We start from the raw sequence: 23490 nt of genomic DNA, 5'->3' as shown, positions 1-23490 counted from the left end.
CGTTGTGCTATGAGAAATATTCAAAATCCAGTTCTGACCGGGTTCAATCCCGATCCCGTCCTCTTTCGTGTCAAAGATAAATACTACATCGTGGTCTCGACCTTTGAGTGGCTGCCCGGAATCCGGGTTTACTCCTCGACCAATCTGGTCAACTGGGCCTATGAGACCTCGGTGCTTCAACCGGATAACAACATTAACCTGCAAGGTAATCCGACCGGGTGCTCCATCTGGGGGCCATTTGCCAGCTACCATAACGGCAAATACTACATTGTTTATACCAACGTCAATGCCACGAAGGTGCCTTACAAGGACGCCGACAACTACATTGTGACGGCCGACGACATTCACGGCCCGTGGAGCGAACCCGTCTACATCAACAGTTCCGGCTTTGATCCGTCGATCTTCTTTGACGACGATGGTCAGGCCTACTTCCTGAACGAAATCTGGGACTACCGGCTGTCAACGCACAACAAGTCTGCCGGCATCGTGGCCCAGAAGATTGACGCCGAGACCCTGGAACTTCAGGGCAAGCCGCGCGTCATCTTCAAGGGAACCGCCGCACGCAAGACCGAAGCGCCCCAGATCTACAAACACGATGGGTATTACTACCTGTTGTGTGCCGAGGGTGGGACCGAAGCCGGACATCAAGAAACGGTGGCGCGCAGCCGCAATATTTGGGGACCCTACGAGGTTGACCCGCAGAATCCAATGCTGACCTCGGCCAACGATCCAATCTTGCCGCTACAGTGTGCGGGCCATGCCAGCATTACTGAGACGCCTAATCACGAGTGGTACATGGCGCACCTGTGTACGCGACCACTCAAGGGAGATGACCCCGTATTAGGCCGGGAAACGGCCATTCAAAAGGTGGTCTGGACGGACGATGGTTGGCTGCGGTTGGCCAACGGGGGCAATCACCCCAGCTTGGAAGCGCCGGCACCAGCTGGCGTCGAGAGCACCCCGATCCAAAGCCACAGCTTCAGTGATGCCTTCACGGGTACTAGCCTGAATACGGAATACTGGAATACGCTGCGTCAGTTCCCGAACAAGACGTGGCTACGACCCAGCAAGAAGGGCCTGACCATCGCCGGGGGCCAGTCACCGCAGTCGGCCTTTGACCAACACCTGGTGGCGACACGGCAGGTTGATTTCTACTGTCGGGCTGCCGTCCAGATGCAATACACGCCCGAAAGTTACCTCCAAATGGCGGGGATGACCCTGTATTTGGACTTGGATAATTACGTGTTATTGATGGTGACCTTGGATGAAAATGACAAGCCGTGCGTGATTCTTCACCGCGCGATTGCCGGTGAGTTTGAGCAGATTGCCAAGATTCCGGTCAGTGGCGATGGCACCTATAACTTTAGTATTCAGATCAACGAGTCGCAGGCCGAGTTCATCGTCAACGATGGTGTCAAGCAGACATCGTTGGGGGCCATGGATGTGAGTTTCCTATCCGGTGGTTACACGGGGAACTTCATTGGCTTAGATGTAATTGATATGTACAAACGCAACAGTACGCAAGCAACCTTTACCGATTTCACGTACGACGTGACACGGTAGGTGGCGAGAAATGGTCTAATCGCACCAATGGGTTAGACCATTTTTTAACAGAAAATGTTCTGTGACTATGCCTACGGCTGCCAGAGGTTCCGGCTGCTGTGGGGACCGCCTGCGGCCTGAGAAGCGGTCCTCCGGCTCGGTTGGGAGCCCGAAAGTGCATCGGTCTCCCAACACGTCCCACGCTGTAGGTTGGCAAAGAACGCCAGCCAACACCGTCGACACAGCTGCTTCCACCTCTGGCCTCCTCCGGCTAGAGGGATCAGATCTAGTCATATTGAGTGACTTCGATGAGCAAAATGGTCGATCGCCACCTGATGTGGGACGCTGGTATCTAACCATTGGAGCCGTGAGTGACCCAAATTTAGGCTCAGCCGTGGGATTTACCAAGTGGTCTAACTTGGTAAATGGCGACTTTGAAACGTGTTCCTCAGCGGTTCAAAGCGAGGTCGGATACCGCTCTGTGGCTCCGGCCGTCCTCCCCACCGCGTTCCAGCCTAAATTTGGCGAACGGTAAGGCGGAAATTTTTCACAACGTTGTCGGAATCTTTAGCCGCCGCAGGGGGAATCCCGTGTTAGGCTTAAAAATTCAGTTAGGGTGTTAGTTACGCAACGAAAAGCTTAGTTGTGATGGCATAGTGTGTTAAACTTTTGGTACACACGTGAGTTTGTGAAATGAAATAGGCGGGAGTGGACGTTGTGGCGGAATCAGCGAGTCGGAGTAATTCACATGATTATAATTATCAAAGAATTGTCGCGTATATTTTTAACCATCGCGCAACATCGCGGTCGGCGATTGCTCGGGATCTGGGTTTGAACAAAGCGACGGTTTCACTGCTCTGTAGCGAAATGCAGGACCAGGGGGTTGTGTCCGAGATTGGGTCCGGCTCGGCATCGTCCAATGGGGGCCGTAAGCCCACGCTGATTGAGATCAATCGGCGCTACGGCTATACCCTGACGGTCGAACTGGATTCGCAAGTGATTCGGGCACTGGCCTGTTACCTGGACGGGGAGACGCTGCAATTCCAGCAGCGCTTGACCGCCGAGATAACGGATTTGCCGGCGGCCTTGGACGAACTGATTGGACACTTTACGGCCATTACGGGCACCACGCGTGGCCTGCTGGGGATCTGCTTTGCCATTCACGGCATCACCGATGGCACGCAGGTTCAGGAGTCCTTCCTGGATCTGGGGGATCTCGATCTGCAGGCCTATTTCGCCAAATACCAGGTGCCCATCCTATTGGAAAATGAAGCCAACCTCTCCGCCATCTATTCCCGCGATTTTGTGGAAGAATTGGGCTTGGAGAATACGGTGACGCTGAGCATTCACCAGGGGATTGCGGCCGGATTTATTTTAGGAAATAAACTCTACCGCGGCTCCCAGGGGCGGGTCGGCAATCTCGGCCACAACATTGTGATGCCGGCGTTTTCCATCAATAACAGTCGCAGTCAGGTGACTTATCAGGACGTCTACTCCGAGTACGCCGTGATTCACCAGATCAGTGACCTGCTGGGCAAGGACACCATGTCGTTGGATGAGATTTCCAAGCTCTATGCCGACCACAACGCCGAGGTTATCACGGTCCTGTCGCAATTTGCCAACGGTATTGCTGGGATTCTCAACAACGTGGTGGGGATGCTGGATCCCGACGTCTTCTACCTGAACTCGCCGTTGCTGCATCAGATGCCTAGTGCCCTGCCACAGGTGCGTAACTACTTCCAGCGGCTGTCGGGCTATGAAATTCCCGTGAAGCTGATTCCCAACATTCAGCTGGCGACCCTACTGGGTGGGGCCGCGCTGACCAGTCATACGGTGCTGGGACTGACGGGGATGAAATTGCATTTCTGGGATTATACGAATAACTAAATCAGAGAATGGGGTACCAGTTACGCACTTGGATGAGGTGCGGGCTGGTATTTTTTTGCTATAAGGGACATTTTTTAAACTGTGGATAAATACAAAATGAATAATGCCCGTCTGCTAAGTCGTCGGTAAAACGTTAAAATCAGAAACAGCTTGTCTAATTAACCGGGTTGAACTATATTTAAGATAGTTAATTGAACTGATAATTATTCCGGAAAGTAGGGGAAGCGCATGAAGATTAGGGGCGTACTCGTCGGTCTTGCGGGGGTGCTGCTGAGTGGGGGCTGGTTAACAGTCTCAGCCCAAGCGGACGCCTTGCCTAGCCAATACCAGGGCACCTGGTACGGGTACATTAGTAGCGAAAAGATTCACCATGTTCGGCACTACTACTTCAGTCAGCTGACGGTCAAGGCGAAGCGGATTTCGTTCGACTACCAAACCACGACCAACGCCCACTTTAAGAACCGCAAGTGGGCCTGGGGGGCTTCGGCGCTGGCGACATATCGGTCAAAGAAGGACCAGAAGAATCGACCAATTTATAAGATTTACCTGCCGATCTATGAGGACGATGCGGTAGCCAAGATCCGGCTGGGTACGGTAACCGGGACTGGTGCGAGCCGGCAAGCCCTCATTGTGAACGCGGGTTACGAGAACCTCTACTTATTTCGGCAGCCCGTCCGCAGTCACCCGTGGGGGATTGGCTACGAGGACAGCTTGGAGTTGTATGACTAAGCGGAAGGCGGTGTGATCATGAACATGAAACAAACGCTATGGTTAGGAACGGCCGGTCTCGTGGCGACCTTCTTTACGGGGAGCTTGGTTGCGCAGGCCAAGACCTTACCCAAGAGTTACCGGGGCGATTGGTACGGCTACGTGGGTTCGGAAAAGGTGGGACACGTGAAGACCTATTACGCGATCAAACTGCGATTGACCAGCAAGCGGATGGACTATAACTTCCTGCAGACCACGCAGGCTAATCTGAGCCAGTTAAAGTGGCAGTGGGGCGAGAAGTCATTGGCGACCTATCAACGGCGAACCAATAAGCATCATCAGACTTACTATGTCCTGAGCTCACAGGCCTACCAGGACGATTTGGACCGGCTACAATTGAAGACGGTTAAACGCAACGGTAAGAATACGCAGGCTCTCCATTGGTGGGGAGATGCGGATAGTGTCTACGCCTTTCGGCAACCGCAGCGGGCGTATGCTTGGGGCTGGGACTTTGAGGATTACATTCCAACGGATGAATAGGGGGAGTTAGACGTGACTATTTTAAAACGCACGCTGGTGGCTGTGCTGGCTTTCTTGGGCTTGTTGTTAGCAGGTAATAACATGATATCTGCCCAAGCCGCCAGTAAGACGGTGAAGTTACCCAGCAGTCTGAAGGGAACCTGGTACGGGTACGCTGGATCGGGTGAGTTTCATAAACAACGATATTATCAAGTTGATAAGGTTGTTTTGACAGCTAATACTATGGCGATTGGCATTTACTATACATCCCAAAAGTCATTGAAATCATTGTCTTGGCAGCAAAGTATTTTACTGCCCGTGACCTATGTGAAGAAAGCCAAGGGCGTCTATAAGCTTCAGCCACGAACGGCAGATGTGGGATCGTTTATCCTTAGCCGGAAGGTAGTCCGGGTCAAGGTTTTAGGTCAGAACCGCACGGCGCTTAAACTTCGGGGACAAGGGTCAGTCCACTATGTTTTTCGCCAGGCGTTGCGGAGCCACAACTGGCATGAAACGACTTTGAAACCATGACTGAAATGAGGTGCTGTTTTACAAGGAGGAGAATGGGATGAACGTGATTTTTAAGGGCTTGGTTATAGGTTTGGTTAGTCTGGGGATGCTTTTCATTGGCAGCTGGACTTCGGCACAGGCTGCCAGCAAGACAGTGAAACTACCAACCAGCATTAAAGGGACTTGGTACGGTTATGTGGGCAAAAGAAATGTACAGGGTCACAAAATTTATGAGATTGATCGTCTAACTTTCAAAAAGGATCGGTTAACCATAACGATGTATGAGACACGAAAGCAGTCATTGCACGCCTTGAGATGGCAGGGAAGTAATGTGACGGCAGTACACTATACACAAAAATCTAAGGGCGTTTATCGTGTGAAACCGCGTCAATTAGATGGTGGGACGTTGATGACGATCAGAACGCGCCGAGTAAATGTGAAAGCCTTGGGACAGAAGCGACAGGCTTTGAAGCTGGCAGATGGTGACGGTGTATCATATGCTTTTCGTCAGCCGTTATTAAGTCATGTATGGAACGGTGACATACTTTAAGTCAAAAAGATCTTAGGAGGAAATCACAAATGAAAATGGGATATAAAAGCTTACTTTTAGGGATTGCCAGTTTGGGCCTGTTGCTAGTGGGTGGGACCACCACGTCCGCCCAAGCCGCCAGTAAGACGGCGAAGTTACCCAGCAGTCTGAAGGGAACTTGGTACGGGTACGCGGGGAAATTTGACGATAAGGGCAACTACTATGCTGTGGTGAAGTTGTCGATAACCAATAAGAAAATTACGGCGCGGGAATATACCAGTAAAAAGAAGACGCTCAAGCCGATGAAATGGCTGGGTACCGCGGCAATTCCAGCAACGTTTACCAAGAAATCAAAGGGCGTTTACCGGGTACATTCACGCATTATGGAAGATGAAAGCACCTCGATGGGGACCATTAGTCGTAAGGCGGTGAAGGTCAAAGTTCTGAAAAATCAAAAACGGTTGGCGTTGAAGTTACGGGTTGATGGCGACAACGTCTATGCTTTTCGGACCCCACTCCGCAGTCATACGTGGGGTGACGGTGGTTTCGATATTTAAATAAGACTCAAAACAGGCCCCAACTGCGCGCATTTCAAACGCGGGTTGGGGCCTGTTTTAAAGATCTACCTTAAAAGTGGCTGGTTTTGAAACTTAATGGTGTAGGCTTGCTAAAATAATGGCCTAAAGTCTTAGTGACGTGAGCGCTACAAGATATCGTGACCGCCGGTGTTAAGCAATAGTAAGGTCAGTTCATGTTCATTGGTAATCTTGTAAAGCAGTAACCAGTCTTTATCAAGATGGATTTCGTTAATGCCAGTGAGGTTACCGCTGAGCATGTGCCAATCAAAACGGTGCTTCAGGGTCTCGTGGTCCTCGGCTAAGATCAGCTTGAGGGCGGTATCCAGCCGCTTTAAATCATAATGTTTTCTGGCCAGTTTCTTAAGCGAACGATCAAAACGTGCGGTGGTTTTATAGGTCTTGATCATCTGCAGTATTTTCCAATTGGTGGATGTGGTTAAACAGGTCATCGGCGCTGGTGAAGGTCTTGACTCGACCAGCTTTCACGTCAGCGAGGGCCTCATCCAATTCGGTCATCACCTTGTCATTGGTCGGTTTGAAGGGCATCCCATTTTCGGTGATTAACTGGGCTAAAAACATATTGACGAGGTTAGGTAAGTCGGTGCCCATGGACTCAGCGATTGCTGTGGCATGTTGCTTGCGCTCATGGTCGACACGGATCGTTAAGCGATCTTTATTTCTAGCATCTGGATTGATCACGATAATTCCTCCATTCGTTGATGTATTGGTGACATTTTAGCATCTTTTGAACACTTTCACTAGTGAAATCACCTGTAAACTGAATCCGGGTTGAGCTCGACGATTATTATCGTTGATCAAAAGTTGAAAACACCTCATAGACGCTAGTTAACCACTACACTGAGATTCCAAAACAGGCCCCAACCGCGCGCACTTCAAACGCTGGTTGGGACCTGTTCCTTCTATATAGTCGTGTTATATTGAATCGCCATCATCGTTTGGCAAATCGTTAGCTTATTGCGCGATGTAAGTCGTCTTGAAGTCGTAAGGGACACCGGCGCCGTTGTAGACGATGCCCTTGACGTTGCTCCGTAACAGTTGTGACTTGGCAGCTTGATACAATGGAATTGTCCCTTGGTCGTTAATCAAGACCTTTTCAGCCTTGACGAGCTTAGCCCACCGCGTGGTTGGTTTGTTCCCATCTTGGTTTTCGGCTTCATCGAGGAGTTTGTCGAATTGCGTACTCTTCCAACCAGTCGTGTTGTAGCTGGAGTCGGATTCAAAGACATCCAAGAAGTTGATTGGGTCGGCGAAGACGGATTGCCAGCCGGCGAGGGTTAACTCATAGTTACCGTTATTCTGTTGGGTAATCAGTTGGACGTAAGGGACCGTCTTGATCGTCACCTTGACGTTAGGCAGCTTTTCCAGGGAGCTTTGAACGAATTCAGCGGTCTGCTTGCTGGTGTCGGTATCGGAGACAGACAGGGAGACGTTGAGTTGCTTGTCGCCGGTCTGCTTCAGCCCTTTAGCCAACAAGGTCTTGGCTTGCTTCAGATCGTAGGAAACACCGGATTTGACGTAGGCCTCCTGGTTGAAGGCTTCACCGGTCTTGGGGTTGTTGCCCATGCCGGCAGGGACGAAGCCCTTAGAGGCGATGGACCCGTCTTGCAGCACGTCGTTGACCAATTGCGTCCGGTCGATGGCTAAGGAAAGGGCTTTACGCACGTCAGCGTTCTTGAAGGCTGCCACTTTCTTTTGGTTGAGGTCGAGTCGTTGTGACCCGGTTGGGAGGCGTTTGACGAAGTCCTTACTGTTCTTGTTGTTCTTGATTTGTTGACCGCTGAGTAAGGTTTCATCGGTCTTCTTGGCATTGTAAAGGTTGTAGCTGGTCGTGGTGGATTCGGTGACCTGCTCGTTGATCTTGGTCAGGTGCACGGCCTTCTTGTCCCAGTAGGTCTTGTTCTTAGCCAGCGTCCAGGTCTTGCTGGTACCACTCCATTTGGTTAAACGGAAGGGACCGTTGTAGACCGTCGTTGCGGAACTCGTGCCGTACTTCTTACCGTATTGATCCACGGCTTTTTGGTTCAGTGGGTAGAAGAGGGGCCAAGCCAATAACTTCTTGAAGTAGGAAACGGGTTTGGTCAGTTGGACGGTCAACTTGTAGTTGCCATCGGCCTTGATTCCCAGGGCGCTCAGGGGTTGCTTACCCTTGTTGACAGCTTCGGCGTTCTTAACCTGATAGAGGTAAAAGGCGTCTTGCGAGGCGGTCTTGGGATTCAATGTCCGTTGCCAGGAGTAGACAAAGTCCTTGGCTGTGACGGGCTGGCCGTTCGACCACTTGGCGTCTTTGCGTAGGTTAAACGTGTAGGTCTTGCCGCCGTTGGTGACCTTGGTGCTGGTGGCTAAAGCGTTGGCGGGGGTGCCCTTGCTGTTTAAACGATAGAGGCCCTCTTGCGTGTTCTGCAAAACGGTAAAGCTCAGCGTATCGGTCGCCTTGGCGAGGTCGGAGGAGGCCAGCTCGGAGGACTCGGTCCAATTCAATTCCTGCTTTGCCGCATACTTGTTGCTAGAATTACCGCTACTGGACTGGTTCCCACAACCTGCTAACGTCAAGAGGCTGAGTGCTGCTACCGTCAAAATCGTACCCTTTTTCTTCATCCCAAAACATCTCCTAAAATAAAAATCGTCCTTATGTAAATCTACATAAGGACGATTTCACTCGCGGTGCCACCTTGTTTTATGGGGGGCTCACACCCACCATCTCCGTAACTTCTGTTGCCAAAAGTCGGAAGCGGTAACGGGCTTCAAATCGAACAATCAGCTTTCACCAATTGTTAGCTACCAGGCTCATCTTCGCGGTTCCGTTGTAAGCCACCTTTTCAGCTACCGGTGGTCTCTAGACTTAGCGGGAACGACTACTCTTCCTGGTGATGCGTTCATGTATTTTTAACTTGGCTCTAATATTAGTCGCTAGGAGATGAGATGTCAACAGGAAAAATTTTGAAAATTAAAAGGCTTCGTGGCGCTATTTGTTTGGGGTATATAGAAGAAAACTGAGAAATGCTGATTAAATATAATTATTTTTATCATGAATTTCACATTAATTCATTGAATATCTATGTAGAGTGAAATGGGGTGCCTGAATATGTCTTTTTTAATATGTCATATAAATAATTAACTACTTTAAGATGTGTAGACATTGAAGATAAGTCAGCATAAAATGAGGGTATCTGCTGGAAGACTTTCTAGTGGGTGTAGAAGTGTTTCATAGAAAAATAGGAGGCGTTATCGCCATGAATCAGGAACCATATGCGATTGGATTAGATATTGGGACCAGCTCTTTGGGTTGGGCTAATGCAGACATGGATGGTTATATTGCCCGAGTGAAGGGACAAACCGGATTGGGAGTCCGTCTATTCGAAGAAGGACAGCCCGCCGCGGATCGTCGAAGCTTTAGAACGACACGTAGACGTTTGAGCCGCCGCCGTTGGCGTTTACGGTTATTACGTGAAATTTTTGATGAGCCAATTTCATCCATCGATCCTAACTTCTTTGCGCGTCAGAAGGCATCGAGTATTTCGCCTAAGGATGATCGATTTGAGACAACTTATCAATTGTTTAATGATAAAACTGATCAAGAGTTTTATTCAAAGTATCCAACCATCTATCATTTGCGATGGGCGCTGATGACGGAGCATCGCAAATTTGATTTAAGAGAAATTTACTTAGCTGTACATCACATTGTTAAGTACCGTGGGAATTTTCTGCGTTCTGGAAACCCCAAAAGTTTTAAGCCAAGTGAATTAGATTTTTCACAACGGTTTAAAGAGGTTAACGGACTATGGCATCTTATCTTTGATGAGGTGGCACCACAGTTGCCTACGGACAACTTGGAAGAAATTACGAAACTGGTATTAGATACAACGCGCACTCGAGCCGATCGTCAGCGAGAGTCGGTTAAGCTGTTAATGGCGGCGACAGATAATCATAAGGACTGGAAGCCGTATCTAACTGAATTTACTAAAGCAATTTTAGGCTTGAAAACGAAACTGTATCTACTTACAGGAGTTGACGTTGCAAAAGCGGATCAAAAAACTTGGACGTTTAGTTTAGAGGACATTGAAGATCATCGGGCAGATTTAGAAACGGCATTTGATGACCGGAGTCTGGAATTAATTGAAAAGTTAGTTGATTTACAAGCAGCAATTCAACTGACTGAAATTATGCCCAGCGGACAGTACTTCTCACAGAGTATGATATATCGATATGATCAACATAAGGAACATTTACGGTGGTTAAAGGATTATGCAGAACAGCAAACAGATGCTAATAAAAGGAAGGCTGTCCGGCTAGCTTATGACCACTACATCGAGGGAGATGCCAAAGGAAAGCCTGAAATTGCTGATGACTTTTATAAGGAACTGAATCGAATCCTGAAAGGCGACACGTCAGAACTCGCTAAAAAAATCAATCATGAGATCGCGTTGGAGCATTTTATGCCTAAACAGCGAACAAAAGAAAATGGTGTTATTCCCTACCAAATTCATCAACAAGAGCTAGACTCGATTATTGATAATCAAAAGAAATATTATCAATTTTTAGGAGAAGATAATCCGGTGGTATCTCATCATGGGTCACAGCCATATAAAATTGATGAGCTAGTGAGTTTCCGGGTCCCCTATTATGTTGGCCCTATGATCACGGCAGACCAGCAGAAAAAGACGGCAGCAGGACAATTTGCATGGATGGTTCGTAAAGACAGTGGTGATATTACGCCCTGGAACTTTGATGATAAAGTTGACCGGACCGCTTCAGCAACAAACTTTATTCAACGGATGAAAACCACGGATACTTATCTGATTGGGGAGGACGTGTTACCACTACAGAGTCTGACTTATCAGAAGTTCATGGTTCTCAATGAATTGAATAATATCCGAATCAATGGCGAATTGCTGACTCGTGAGCAGAAGCAGCGAACCTATAACGATGTCTTCAAAGGTCATGGAACAGTCAACGTAAAATCCTTAATTAAGAGTTTAGAATGTCACAGTGAGGTCACTGGTGCGATCAAGGTGGAAGGGCTAGCTGATCCTAAACGTTTTAATAGTGCGTTAACCACATATCGTGACTTTAAGAAAATCTTACCAGTAGCGATTGATCAACCGCAACGTCAGGCGGATATCGAAAGGATAATTAATTGGTCAACGATTTTTGAAGATGCCGATATCTTCAAAGCGAAACTACAAGAGATCGATTGGCTGACAGATACGCAACGTGATCGCCTCAGTACTAAGCGTTATCGTGGCTGGGGACGTTTGTCAGCCAAACTATTATTGAATATTAAGGATACGCAAGGTTTATCAATTATGGACCAGCTATGGAATACGCAACATAATTTCATGCAAATTGTACATGAGCCAGATTATGCAGAGAAGATTGAAAAGACGAATGCCAAGGGGCTGAAACAACAAGATATATTTGAAACAATCAACGAAATGTACACATCACCACAAAACAAAAAAGCTTTGCGTCAAATCTTAGCAGTTGTTCGTGATATTCAAAAAGCCCATCACGGTCAGGCGCCTAGTCGAATCTTTATTGAAGCGGCGCGAGGAGCAGAGCAGAATCCTCAGCGAACGCGGCAACGTCAGAAACAATTGGCAGATTTATTTGCTGATCAAGCTAAAGAAATTGTCAATGAAACAGTAGCTCAGGAGTTGAATGATGAGACTGACAACAAGGCACGATTCACGGACCGACTCATGTTGTATTTCCTACAAAATGGTCAGGATATGTATACAGGAGAAAAACTGAATATTGATAAATTATCGACCTACGATATTGATCACATTTTACCGCAGTCGTTAGTTAAGGATGATTCGTTAGATAATCGTGTGTTGGTTAGCAAGGTAGAGAATCTTAAAAAAAATGATCATTTTGCCTCAGAGCTTTATGCCAGAAAAATGCAAGGAACATGGGAACTATGGCGGTCAGCAGGGCTAATTAGTGCGCGGAAGCTGAAACATTTATTAATGCGGCCTGATGAAATTAATAAATATGCTACCGGATTTATCAGAAGACAGCTGGTCGAAACCCGCCAAGTCATCAAATTAGTCACGGATGTATTGAGTAATGAATATGATTCAGACAAAACTAAGATTATTTCAGTTAAGGCGGGACTTTCTCACCAGCTACGAATGGAGCTGGACTTGCCGAAAGTTCGGGAGTTGAATGACTATCATCATGCTTTTGATGCCTTTTTGGCAGTTCGAATTGGAACCTACTTACTAAAACGTTATCCCAAGTTGGAACGTTTCTTTGTTTACGGTCAATATCAGGTAGCGCCACAATTGGACTTACGCCGTTTTAATTTCATTCATGACTTGGTTTCCGGAAAACAAGAGAAGATAGTTGCCGAGGAGACCGGCGAAATTGTGTGGAATCGTGAGAAAGATGTTTCTTACATGAAACATCTTTTGAGCTTGAAACATTTGCTGGTGACACATGAAGTTAAGGAAGATCATGGGGCCTTGTTCAATCAAACCATCTATAAGGCAAAAAAGGATAATGGCAATGTTGGCGGTAAGATGAAGCTACTTCCTACTAAAAGTAATCGACCGACAGAAATTTATGGCGGACATTCTAGCCAAGCAATAGCTTATTTAGCAATTGTCAGAGTTAATGGCAAGGAACCTTCGTACAGAGTTATGGGAGTTCCAATTAGGATTCTCGATCAGCTGAAGCAAGCTAAGAAGCAGGGAGAATATGCTGAAAGGTTAGCGTTAAAGCAGTTCTTTACACCGGACTTTACTAAAGGTAAAGGAAAAATTGTTTCGGACTTTGACGTAGTTATTCCACATATTCCCCTGTTACAGCCCGTGATAGATGAGATTTCAGGACAGTCACATAGGTTTGCTTTAGGGACTAATACCTATTATCGAAATTTACAGCAATTGATTTTAACGCTTGCTGATCAAAAGGTATTAATTTCAAAAGAGACAGGAGTGGATGAAGAGAAGAAGCTCGTAGAAGTCTATTCTCACATTTGTCAGCAAGTTATGAAGTTTTTCCCGTTATACGATCGGAATAAATTTAGGGAACTACTTGTAGACAGTCGATCCCATTTCGAACAATTACCAATTGTTAATCGTTATTCAGATGCTGGGAAACTAGAGATAGCTGGCAAGCGGGGCATTTTACAACAGATAATGGTTGGATTGCATGCCAACGCGACGCCTGGGGATTTGAAAGAACTAGGCGTAAAAACGCCTTTTGGAAAGCTACAAGTTCCAGGCGGCATTAAATTAACTGAGAATGCTAAGCTGATTTATGAATCGCCGACAGGCTTGTTTAAACGGGAGGTGAAGATAACTACCGAGTAAAGAAATAAAAAAGAGTCCTTCGCTGACGCATTCAGCAAAGGACTCTAACAAGATATGTATGGCTCGATAACGGGCTCATAAGATAAAACTTGGTGGTAAACCACCTTGTCTGACTTTAACTCTTAGTGACAATTCAGTAAGATCAAGCGGTCAACTTGACAAGAACAGAATACCATGTCGCAGTTATTAACGCAAGGAGGAAGTATTATGGGTTGGCGAACGATTATGATCAGTCATCATGCAAAAGTTTCACTAACAGCTGGAAATCTAGATATTCAGACCGATACGGATAGATTTCATGTGCCAGTTAGGGACGTCGATATTTTGCTAGTTCAGACGCTTCAGGCAGTTGTCACAACGTCTGCAATAGCCGCTCTGTCTGAGGTTCATGCCAAGATTATTTTTACTGGTCGTGATGGTCAGCCAATCTGTGAAACCACAGGATGCTATCCGAATGCACGGACGGCGGCATTGGTCACAGCACAAGTTAATTGGAATTCAACTAGAGTGGCTAATCTTTGGACACGGATTGTGGCTGCTAAGTTGAACAATCAGATTGCAGTGGCGGATATGCTGAATGCTGATGTGAGCAGTCTGAACGATGAGATGGATAAACTTGAGTTGAATGATGAGACTAACCGAGAGGCAGTTGTAGCGCGACAGTATTTTCCTCTCTTATTTGGGGATGACTTTTCGCGGTCAGATTTTGTCCCAGTAAATGCAGCCTTAAATTATGGATATTCAATTTTATTATCGTTAGTTGATCGTGCAATTGTAGCTCGCGGGTACTTAACTTGTTTTGGGATTCATCATGATAATGCTGGCAATGCTTTTAACTTAGGGTCGGATCTGATGGAACCCTTCCGACCGATTATTGATTATTGGGTAGCTCAACATAAGATCTTAGATTTGACGCCAGATATCAAATTTGGTTTGGTTCGTTTACTTGAGTTAAAGATGGTCTACGAAGATAAAACAGAAACATTAGAAAATGTCGTGGAGAAGCATGTTGTTAATTGCTTAAAGTATCTGAGTGATGAAACGGATCAAGTTAAGATTGGAGTAGTGGTTCCGCATGAGGTATCGGATAATGCGATTAATGATTATGTTTGATCTACCGATGACTAGTAGTGAGAATCGTCGAAATTATCGTAAGTTTCGTAAAGCGTTAATTTCTGAAGGATTTCTGATGATGCAATTTTCAGTTTATGTGCGAGTGTGTCCTGATTCGAAGAACGCCAAAGCCATTGAAAAACGGGTTGGGGCGATTGCCCCGAAGGACGGTTTAGTACAAGCGGTTATGTTAACGGAAAAACAGTATCAGGCAATGCATTTTATTTCGGGTGAACCAAGTCACGATATTTTAAATTCTGCCGAAAGGACGATTATGATATGAACTTTGCGTATTATAGTTTTCCACCATTTGCTGTTCGCTCCAGTAAAGTTACAGTTGTTGATACTGCTGTTCAGCGTATCTATCAAGACCTTTCATTAGGCTTTCAAGATAAACTGGATACGGTGAAGCTGAGTGATGATAGCTTTGATTCGGTTACTGTGAAAAATGGGGCGCAATGGTATGGGGATCCTATGTTAACAGTGGACTTAAATAGTCTATTTCAACGCAAGTTACAAACGCAGCTAATTAAACTGCTTGCGGATGATCAAGTTGTTGCGCTATCCGATGGTTTGCGAGAACTGTTATCGAAGCTATTGGAAGATAGCTACTTGATGGATGTACCTTTGGAAATGCCAGAAATACCAGAGTTAGCCAAGTTAGTCAAATTCAGTGGCATTCAAGTTACGACAGGTCCTGTAGATAATGCCTATGCTATAATTGAATCACTAATTAAGGTGCTTATCGAGTTAAATGATAAACGTATGCTCGTTTTGACTAATGTTAGCCATTATCTCCAGGTCAGCCAACTTCAATCGTTGGTGAGATTTATGGCTAACACTGATTTGCCACTGCTTCTAATTGAATTTTCATCTAGCCAACGAAAAGAATATTTCACTGATTGTGACTATCACTACATTGATAGTGACTTTGTTCTCTGGTAGTTCCTAACCGATGAGATATTAATGTGAAAATGACGGCTTTAGATTAGTGACAATTCAGTAAGGTCAAGAGCACGATTCCTGGTTTTGCTAGTCAGTCCCCTGCTTTAGATTAGTGACAATTCAGTAAGGTCAAGAGCAAATCATGGTTGTACAATAGTTGTACGTTGGCTTTAGATTAGTGACAATTCAGTAAGGTCAAGAGCAATGAGCGACTTAAAATCACCTAGCTATGAGCTTTAGATTAGTGACAATTCAGTAAGGTCAAGAGCAGGCATTTGATACTCCTGGTTAGAATTGAAGCTTTAGATTAGTGACAATTCAGTAAGGTCAAGAGCAGATAATTTCATATAAATACCTGTTAAGCAGCTTTAGATTAGTGACAATTCAGTAAGGTCAAGAGCTTATTTCAGAAGAAGCCTACAACAATTTCAGCTTTAGATTAGTGACAATTCAGTAAGGTCAAGAGCGCACTACCAGCAAGCATTGATAATACAGTTGCTTTAGATTAGTGACAATTCAGTAAGGTCAAGAGCATTAGCAACTCAAAAAAGCCTATCCCCACAGCTTTAGATTAGTGACAATTCAGTAAGGTCAAGAGCGCGATTTAGACAGATTTAGATTGTGAAGTGCTTTAGATTAGTGACAATTCAGTAAGGTCAAGAGCAAAGTTCGAGAAGAATACACAAAAGAAATTGCTTTAGATTAGTGACAATTCAGTAAGGTCAAGAGCCAGTCCGGGACATTGTTGCTCTTAAAGCCAGCTTTAGATTAGTGACAATTCAGTAAGGTCAAGAGCCTTTCGGTACCTAGTTGGACTTCAGCTGTAGCTTTAGATTAGTGACAATTCAGTAAGGTCAAGAGCTACCACTGATTGATATTCTTTCCCGCGCGGGCTTTAGATTAGTGACAATTCAGTAAGGTCAAGAGCGTGATTTTGGCCGCGGCTGATTTGCGGCTTGCTTTAGATTAGTGACAATTCAGTAAGGTCAAGAGCTAAGAGCTTGCTTAAGCCCATACGTAGCGTGCTTTAGATTAGTGACAATTCAGTAAGGTCAAGAGCCCGATGATTTGGAGCAACAGCGACAAGAGCGCTTTAGATTAGTGACAATTCAGTAAGGTCAAGAGCTGATAAAGGCGGAACATCATCAGTTGTTTCGCTTTAGATTAGTGACAATTCAGTAAGGTCAAGAGCACTAAATCTTTAACATCGATGTAGTAACGGGCTTTAGATTAGTGACAATTCAGTAAGGTCAAGAGCCCTTTAGTTGGTCATAAGTCCCTTGATATAGCTTTAGATTAGTGACAATTCAGTAAGGTCAAGAGCAACGAGTCTACGCCTATGCTCAAGCGCAATGCTTTAGATTAGTGACAATTCAGTAAGGTCAAGAGCAAAACGGCTTGTTTCAATTCGTTGGGATCGGCTTTAGATTAGTGACAATTCAGTAAGGTCAAGAGCATAATATTTTGATGTTGAATCAATATGATAGCTTTAGATTAGTGACAATTCAGTAAGGTCAAGAGCCGGCGGCAGACGTTTTAGACGCTATGAAAGGCTTTAGATTAGTGACAATTCAGTAAGGTCAAGAGCTTTCTAATTTTTGATTAACATACATGTCATGCTTTAGATTAGTGACAATTCAGTAAGGTCAAGAGCCCATACGATAATACCTAGATGCCAAACGTGGCTTTAGATTAGTGACAATTCAGTAAGGTCAAGAGCTTGATGATGAGTTGTCAGACAAAGAACGGGGCTTTAGATTAGTGACAATTCAGTAAGGTCAAGAGCTTGTAGTTAAGGATAAAGCACCAAGCCGTCGCTTTAGATTAGTGACAATTCAGTAAGGTCAAGAGCCAGCTTGAAGGCTATATGTTGAAGGCTTCCGCTTTAGATTAGTGACAATTCAGTAAGGTCAAGAGCTTGACCTCTGGAAGTCAGGGAAACTCAGTGGCTTTAGATTAGTGACAATTCAGTAAGGTCAAGAGCCGATTGGTCGTCGTGTACCATATCCTTATCGCTTTAGATTAGTGACAATTCAGTAAGGTCAAGAGCATTGGCTGCTCCTCATATCCCGACACAATAGCTTTAGATTAGTGACAATTCAGTAAGGTCAAGAGCTTATCCGAGATTACTTCAAAGAATATGTTGGCTTTAGATTAGTGACAATTCAGTAAGGTCAAGAGCACGTGGAAGGTGAGGCGGCTCTATGGCAGGCTTTAGATTAGTGACAATTCAGTAAGGTCAAGAGCGTACCAGATTGAGGGGGAAGACAAATGACTGCTTTAGATTAGTGACAATTCAGTAAGGTCAAGAGCTGAGCGTGAAGCCTTACGTCTTGCTAATCGGCTTTAGATTAGTGACAATTCAGTAAGGTCAAGAGCCGTGATAATTGGGGATGTACCGTATTTCGTGCTTTAGATTAGTGACAATTCAGTAAGGTCAAGAGCAAAACAGCAAGGATTTGATGTTTAATAATCGCTTTAGATTAGTGACAATTCAGTAAGGTCAAGAGCGAAGATCAGGGGGTAACAATCAATGGGCGCGCTTTAGATTAGTGACAATTCAGTAAGGTCAAGAGCAAATGACACCTGAAAGTGTTAAGGGTGTTTGCTTTAGATTAGTGACAATTCAGTAAGGTCAAGAGCCACAATGTTTTTCCACCCGCCGTAGCATTCGCTTTAGATTAGTGACAATTCAGTAAGGTCAAGAGCGCGGCCGGGTCAAGGCTGCTACCTACTAGCGCTTTAGATTAGTGACAATTCAGTAAGGTCAAGAGCTTAGAAAGGAGTGAGGATATTTGAAATACAGCTTTAGATTAGTGACAATTCAGTAAGGTCAAGAGCCCGATAGCTGCCCCAGCGGGTCCACCAAAGGCTTTAGATTAGTGACAATTCAGTAAGGTCAAGAGCTTTGATGGTAAAACCAAGTACGCCATCACTGCTTTAGATTAGTGACAATTCAGTAAGGTCAAGAGCTTGGGGAGATTCCTGTTCACCATTTCTATGGCTTTAGATTAGTGACAATTCAGTAAGGTCAAGAGCAGGTGATCACCTATGATCAGCATCGGTGACGCTTTAGATTAGTGACAATTCAGTAAGGTCAAGAGCAGCATTGCGTTTGAAGGGACGGCTGCCAATGCTTTAGATTAGTGCCAATTCAGTAAGGTTAAGAGCAAGATTGCGAAACTGCACAACAAAAAGACGGAACCAGCACACTGCTAGTTCCGTCTTTTAATGATCCATACGTTAACGACGTGCGGATCATAGCGGATGAGAGGTAAATATAATTTAAAACGGTTTAGCTCGCCGCATAAGGGACGGGCTTACTGTAATAATAACCTTGGGCCATCTTGACGTTATATTCCTGAGCCAGTGCGACATCACCCTTGTCTTCGATACCTTCGAGGGTGAAGCCTAGCTGATAGGTGTCAGCAATCTTGCGCCAGAAGTTGAGGCTCTTCATCATTTCGTTTTGTCGATGCTGTAGCCGGAAGTTTTGCATGGCAAATTTGATGCTATCCATAAACGGCAGTACATCCTGCGTGGCTTGAGACCACGGATTATCTGTCCCGACATCGTCCAGACTAAGTTTGATATCAAAAGAACGATAGAGGGCGACGTACCGGTGAAGCTCCTCCAGTGAGGGGGCTTCAGTCAGTTCAACAATTAAATTCAGATTTTTAACGGCCTTTTTGAGGTGGATCAGGTGACCAATGGTCCGACGATCCACAAATTGGGCACGGTTTAAGTTCAATGAAATTTCGGGATTATCGCGGTGATCTTTTAAAATGCTCGTGATCTCTTGATAAGATAATAATACCTGCTGGTCCATTGGTACCGCAGTAAAATCAGTAGGCGTTACCCAATAATCATGGCAAGATGACCGTAACAACAGTTCATAGCCGGCTAACTTTTGCGTTTCCGCATTGATTTGCGGTTGGACGAAGAATCGATACATTTTAAAAGAAAATCCCCTTTCTTTGCCTGCAAGGGCGTGAAACAATAACGCTCATTATACAACATTCCGCAATTAATTCACAGCCATAATGGTGCAGGACTTTAGTAATTGTTCACTCCAGATTTGGGGTGTCGTCCGCTAACTGACTATGATACCGCTTTAATCAGTCAGATTCAATTCATACGCTCGCCGGGCATTGTCGCCGGGTTCGGCAACGTGAACGATCCCCCGAAATTGATAGCCCAGGCTGGTCGCAATGGCCTGCATGCGCTGATTCAATTGATGGGTATCAATGCGGAAATTACGGATGCCATCCTGGTAGGCCGTGCTGATGAGCGCAGAGAAGAAGTAGTGGCTCAGGTGTTGTCCGGCAAAGGCCTTGCTCAGGGCAATTCGGTGGATAGTGGCGTAGGGATCGTCATTATTTTGCCAACCTGTCCCCGTAATTTCATGGTAATTGGCATCATCGCCAATGACCTGTGCGGCGGTTCCGGCAATCTGGTTATCGACCATTAAGATCCAACTTTGCTGGGCCATAATGTCTCGACGAATTGCGGCCTCATCGGGATAACCATCCTGCCACTGCGGACTGCCATCGGCCTTCAATAGGGCCTTGGCATCGGCGATAATTTCCATAATGGCGGGAACGTCCGCCTTCGTTGCGTGACGTAAATAAACTAAGCTCATAAGCAGCCTCCAATTAGAAATAATTTTACCTTCTAGAATACCACTTTCCGAGGGGATAACGGGGATCCATTTGCCGGCAATTAGGGTGATAACCGCGGATTGGCATTGGCTGGCTGCAATAAGGTATCGCTCGAATGAAGGCGCTTGAAGTTCAGAAAATTTCACCGATGTTTTATGTCGGCAACTTAAAAATGACACGTACGGTTGCTGTAGCGTCTGGTATCTTTTCTGTGACTATGGGTGTTGTTTAGGATCTTACAACAGTGGACTAAATTATTTCGGTTATCGTAGCCGTGAGTGAAGCCAAATTTGGGCTCAGCCGTGGGAGTTGCTTAGCGGCGAGAGCCGATTAGCAACTGGCGTCTTTAAGACGCGAACTTTTCGGCTCAAAACGAGGTTCGAGACCGCTCTATGGCTCGGACCGTCCTGCCCACCGTGTTCCGGCCCAAATTTGGCGAACGGTAAGGCGGGCAGCTAGGACTATAGTGTTGCGTAGCCTAGCTGTTTAGTAACTGTCAATTTTAGGACGTAACGGGTTCAACCGATTAGTGACAGCGGACATAAGATACCGAACCAACTAGCCGGTTTAGCTATAACTTAATGACAGCGCGAACAATAATACGGCCAAGGCATTAAATTCATGCGTTGGAGGTAACCGTTATGAGTGTATTCAAAGCCGTTGAAGCGACGTTTTCTAACGCTGCCATTATTAGTTCAATTACGTCGACAATCTTTATTATTTTGCTCGGATTCTTTCTTCGGCGTCACGGGACTTTTGGGGAGAACTTTGGTAAAGTTTTAACCAACGTCTCCCTGACCGTGGCGATTCCGGCACTAGCGTTTAATTCCTTCATGCAGCCCATGGACAGCACCGCGTTTCACCAGGGAATGGGCGTCCTCGTTTGGGGAATCATCATCTACGTGCTCTTGATTTTTGTCACGCCGTTTCTGTATCAGCGCTACGTGAAGGACGAGCGCGAGGTGCTGGCAATCCTGACCACCTTTGGCTCGACGACGTTCTTTGGAATCCCCATCGTTGGTGCTGTTTACGGAGCCAAAGGGGTCATGTACAGCTCCATCTTCAACATCGGCTACCGGATCTTCCTGTATTCATATGCCTACATCAAGATGTCTGGCCTGAAAATGGCGGCGAAAAACGTGAAGAAGATGTTCCTCAATCCCATCGTCATCGCCACTTTCTTGGGACTCTTCATGTGGCTGGGCCAACACCTAGTCCCCCAGGTGACCGTTCCGGCCGTGGTCAATGGCGTTCAGGGAACGGCGATGGTTCACGTGGCCTTCTACCGGATCGACCAGACCGCGCTTTGGCTCTTTAAGCCGTTGACGTATCTGGCAAATATCGCCTCGCCACTGGCCTGGTTAGCGATTGGGGCCACGCTGGGATCGATTTCCATCAAGGAAGCGGCCGCGGATAAGACACCGTGGTACTATGCGTTTAACAAGGTCATTATCGTGCCACTGCTCAACCTCATTATCCTATATCTCTTAAATCTAACGGGCATTCTCTCACTGAGCTATGTCGCGGTGGCCACCATCGTGGTGATGATGGCGACGCCAACGGCCGCGGTCGTTTCGGCCTATGCCATTAGCTTTGACCGCAAAGCCCTATTATCGTCGAATGCCTCGTTGATCTCAACCATTGCCGCCGTTGTGATGATGCCCATCTGGATTGCAATTATGGAGGTCATCAACGGACTGGGGATTTTCCATTGAAAAGGAGTGTTTTAAATGTTAAAAATTACAGCTTACGGTGTCCGTGAATTAGAGGAACCCTACTTCAATCGCTTAAATACCGCTGGCTTCGACCTGAAGTTCGTTCGTGACCTCTTGACCCACGACAACGTGGCCGAGGCAGCCGATGCGGATGCCGTTTTAGTGCGGGGAAACTGCGTCGTGGATCGCCAGAATTTGGCCAAATTTGCGGATTGGGGAATCAAGGCCGTCTTCACCCGTTCGGTGGGTTTTAACCACATGGATTTGCAGGCGGCCGCTGACCTTAACATCGCCATGGCCCGGGTGCCCGGCTACTCGCCATACGCGGTGGCCGAGCTGGCGTTTACCCTAGGCATGTCGCTGTTTCGGCACGTCAATCTCGCGGTTAATCAGACGCGCCAGGCCGACTTTACGATTGGCAAGGCGCTCTTTAGCAAGGAAATTCATACGGCCACGGTGGGAATCATGGGCGCCGGCCGGATTGGGTTGACGGAGGCCAAGCTGTATCAGGGTTTGGGCGCCCACGTGCTGGGCTATGATCCGTACCCATCGCCCGCAGCGAAGGCGGCAATCGAGCTGGTTGATTTGCCAACCCTACTGGCCCAAAGCGATATTGTCTCGATTCACGTGCCTTATTTCCCAGGCAAAAATGATAACCTAGCCGATGCCGATTTTATCGCCCAAATGAAGCCCGGTGCCGTCTTAATTAACACGGCCAGGGGAGAACTGGCGAGCGTTCCCGCCGTCCTAGCAGGGTTAAAGTCCGGCCAACTCAGCGGGTATGGTGCCGATGTCATCTTGGATGAGGTCGCGATTCTGGGCAAGAAGTTCCCGCGCCTTGAAGACCTGCCGAATCCCGAAGTGCGCCAATTACTGGCGGCGTACCCACAGGTGCTGATTACGCCGCACGTGGGGTCTTACACGGAGCCGGCACTGGAAGATATGATTCGCATCAGCTACGAGAACTTCCAAGAGTTCTTCGCCACGGGCCAAACGGCCAACGCCATTCAGGCCTAAACATGTCCAGCTAACACTAAATGTTTCTGATAAAATAGTCGATCGCAGTCACCTGCGGCTGCCAGAGATTCCGGCGCTGTGGGGATCGCCTGCGGCCTGAGAAGCGGTCCTCCGGCTCGGTTTGAAGCCTGTCAAAAAACGACAGTCTCCAAACGCGTCCCACGCTGTAAGCCGATTCTCGGCTAACACCGTTGTCACGGCTGCCTCCATCTCTGGCCTCCTCCGGTTAAGGGAGTTCTTAACCCTGACATTGGTGTGAACATCGCTGAGCTGGTAACGTTTATCCCAGGTTATGGACAACATGCCGTGGAGCCGTGAGTGAGCCAAATTTGGGCTCAGCCGTGGGATTTTCCAAGTGGGTTACTTGGAAAATGGCGACTTTGAGACGATGATTTTTTCGGCTCAAAGCGAGGGAGAAGACCGTTT

Annotated in this window: 18 protein-coding genes and 1 CRISPR repeat array; of the genes, 13 read left to right on the top strand and 5 right to left on the bottom strand. The window is 46.6% G+C overall.

What is annotated here, in order from left to right:
- Nucleotides 1-9 precede the first annotated feature (9 nt).
- The 7 genes from FD28_RS09450 to FD28_RS09415 all read left to right on the top strand — a co-directional run bounded on the left by FD28_RS09450 (nucleotide 10) and on the right by FD28_RS09415 (nucleotide 6252).
- Nucleotides 10-1563, top strand: a complete 1554-nt coding sequence (locus FD28_RS09450; protein WP_057734798.1) for a glycoside hydrolase family 43 protein — start codon at nucleotides 10-12, stop codon at nucleotides 1561-1563.
- A 696-nt stretch (nucleotides 1564-2259) separates the two neighbouring features.
- Nucleotides 2260-3429 (top strand): ROK family protein, encoded by a 1170-nt coding sequence (locus FD28_RS09440; RefSeq protein ID WP_057734796.1) that lies wholly within the window; start codon nucleotides 2260-2262, stop codon nucleotides 3427-3429.
- Between the two features lie 228 nt (nucleotides 3430-3657).
- Entirely contained in the window at nucleotides 3658-4158 is a 501-nt protein-coding gene (locus tag FD28_RS09435) for a hypothetical protein (protein ID WP_057734795.1), read from the top strand.
- A gap of 18 nt (nucleotides 4159-4176) precedes the next feature.
- Complete coding sequence (locus FD28_RS09430) at nucleotides 4177-4677, top strand: hypothetical protein (RefSeq protein ID WP_057734794.1); 501 nt, start codon at nucleotides 4177-4179, stop codon at nucleotides 4675-4677.
- Between the two features lie 12 nt (nucleotides 4678-4689).
- Entirely contained in the window at nucleotides 4690-5187 is a 498-nt protein-coding gene (locus FD28_RS09425; RefSeq protein WP_057734793.1) for a hypothetical protein, read from the top strand.
- Nucleotides 5188-5224: 37 nt separating this feature from the next.
- The gene (locus tag FD28_RS09420) at nucleotides 5225-5716 is read left to right on the top strand and encodes a hypothetical protein (RefSeq protein WP_057734792.1); all 492 of its coding nucleotides are present in this window, start codon (nucleotides 5225-5227) and stop codon (nucleotides 5714-5716) included.
- A gap of 29 nt (nucleotides 5717-5745) precedes the next feature.
- Complete coding sequence (locus FD28_RS09415; protein WP_057734791.1) at nucleotides 5746-6252, top strand: hypothetical protein; 507 nt, start codon at nucleotides 5746-5748, stop codon at nucleotides 6250-6252.
- 146 nt (nucleotides 6253-6398) lie between these two features.
- Here the strand turns inward: FD28_RS09415 and FD28_RS09410 are convergent, their stop codons facing one another.
- The 3 genes from FD28_RS09410 to FD28_RS09400 form a co-directional block, all read right to left on the bottom strand.
- The gene (locus tag FD28_RS09410) at nucleotides 6399-6680 is read right to left on the bottom strand and encodes a type II toxin-antitoxin system RelE/ParE family toxin (RefSeq protein WP_057734790.1); all 282 of its coding nucleotides are present in this window, start codon (nucleotides 6678-6680) and stop codon (nucleotides 6399-6401) included.
- Nucleotides 6664-6972, bottom strand: a complete 309-nt coding sequence (locus FD28_RS09405) for a type II toxin-antitoxin system RelB/DinJ family antitoxin (RefSeq protein WP_057734789.1) — start codon at nucleotides 6970-6972, stop codon at nucleotides 6664-6666. The genes FD28_RS09410 and FD28_RS09405 overlap by 17 nt, the downstream gene beginning before the upstream one ends.
- Nucleotides 6973-7245: 273 nt before the next feature.
- A complete protein-coding gene (locus FD28_RS09400; protein ID WP_057734788.1) occupies nucleotides 7246-8889 on the bottom strand; it encodes a peptide ABC transporter substrate-binding protein in 1644 nt (547 codons plus the stop codon).
- 635 nt (nucleotides 8890-9524) lie between these two features.
- Between FD28_RS09400 and cas9 the strand changes: the two genes are divergently transcribed.
- The 4 genes from cas9 (at nucleotide 9525) to csn2 (ending at nucleotide 15671) form a co-directional block, all read left to right on the top strand.
- Complete coding sequence (gene cas9 / locus FD28_RS09395) at nucleotides 9525-13613, top strand: type II CRISPR RNA-guided endonuclease Cas9 (protein WP_057734787.1); 4089 nt, start codon at nucleotides 9525-9527, stop codon at nucleotides 13611-13613.
- A 207-nt stretch (nucleotides 13614-13820) separates the two neighbouring features.
- Complete coding sequence (gene cas1, locus FD28_RS09390) at nucleotides 13821-14726, top strand: type II CRISPR-associated endonuclease Cas1 (RefSeq protein WP_057734786.1); 906 nt, start codon at nucleotides 13821-13823, stop codon at nucleotides 14724-14726.
- Entirely contained in the window at nucleotides 14704-15009 is a 306-nt protein-coding gene (gene cas2 / locus FD28_RS09385; RefSeq protein ID WP_057734785.1) for a CRISPR-associated endonuclease Cas2, read from the top strand. The genes cas1 and cas2 overlap by 23 nt, the downstream gene beginning before the upstream one ends.
- A complete protein-coding gene (gene csn2, locus FD28_RS09380; RefSeq protein ID WP_057734784.1) occupies nucleotides 15006-15671 on the top strand; it encodes a type II-A CRISPR-associated protein Csn2 in 666 nt (221 codons plus the stop codon). The genes cas2 and csn2 overlap by 4 nt, the downstream gene beginning before the upstream one ends.
- A 35-nt stretch (nucleotides 15672-15706) precedes the next feature.
- Nucleotides 15707-18842: a CRISPR direct-repeat array (repeat unit 36 nt; unit sequence GCTTTAGATTAGTGACAATTCAGTAAGGTCAAGAGC).
- Nucleotides 18843-18966: 124 nt separating this feature from the next.
- On the opposite strand, the gene FD28_RS09375 is transcribed toward csn2, so the two are convergent.
- Both FD28_RS09375 and FD28_RS09370 read right to left on the bottom strand, forming a co-directional pair.
- Complete coding sequence (locus tag FD28_RS09375) at nucleotides 18967-19626, bottom strand: EAL domain-containing protein (RefSeq protein WP_057734783.1); 660 nt, start codon at nucleotides 19624-19626, stop codon at nucleotides 18967-18969.
- A gap of 159 nt (nucleotides 19627-19785) precedes the next feature.
- Entirely contained in the window at nucleotides 19786-20313 is a 528-nt protein-coding gene (locus FD28_RS09370) for a GNAT family N-acetyltransferase (RefSeq protein ID WP_057734782.1), read from the bottom strand.
- Between the two features lie 660 nt (nucleotides 20314-20973).
- Between FD28_RS09370 and FD28_RS09365 the strand changes: the two genes are divergently transcribed.
- Nucleotides 20974-22047, top strand: coding sequence for an AEC family transporter (locus FD28_RS09365; RefSeq protein ID WP_057734781.1), 1074 nt, complete (start codon nucleotides 20974-20976; stop codon nucleotides 22045-22047).
- 15 nt (nucleotides 22048-22062) lie between these two features.
- Nucleotides 22063-23064 carry an NAD(P)-dependent oxidoreductase gene (locus FD28_RS09360; protein WP_057734780.1) on the top strand — a complete coding sequence of 334 codons (1002 nt, stop codon included), beginning with the start codon at nucleotides 22063-22065 and terminating at the stop codon, nucleotides 23062-23064.
- Nucleotides 23065-23490 lie beyond the last annotated feature (426 nt).

Source organism: Levilactobacillus hammesii DSM 16381 (assembly GCF_001434395.1).
Taxonomy (GTDB): Bacteria; Bacillota; Bacilli; order Lactobacillales; family Lactobacillaceae; genus Levilactobacillus; species Levilactobacillus hammesii.
Note: the sequence above shows the minus strand (reverse complement) of the source record. Positions and strands in the feature narration are given on the sequence as shown.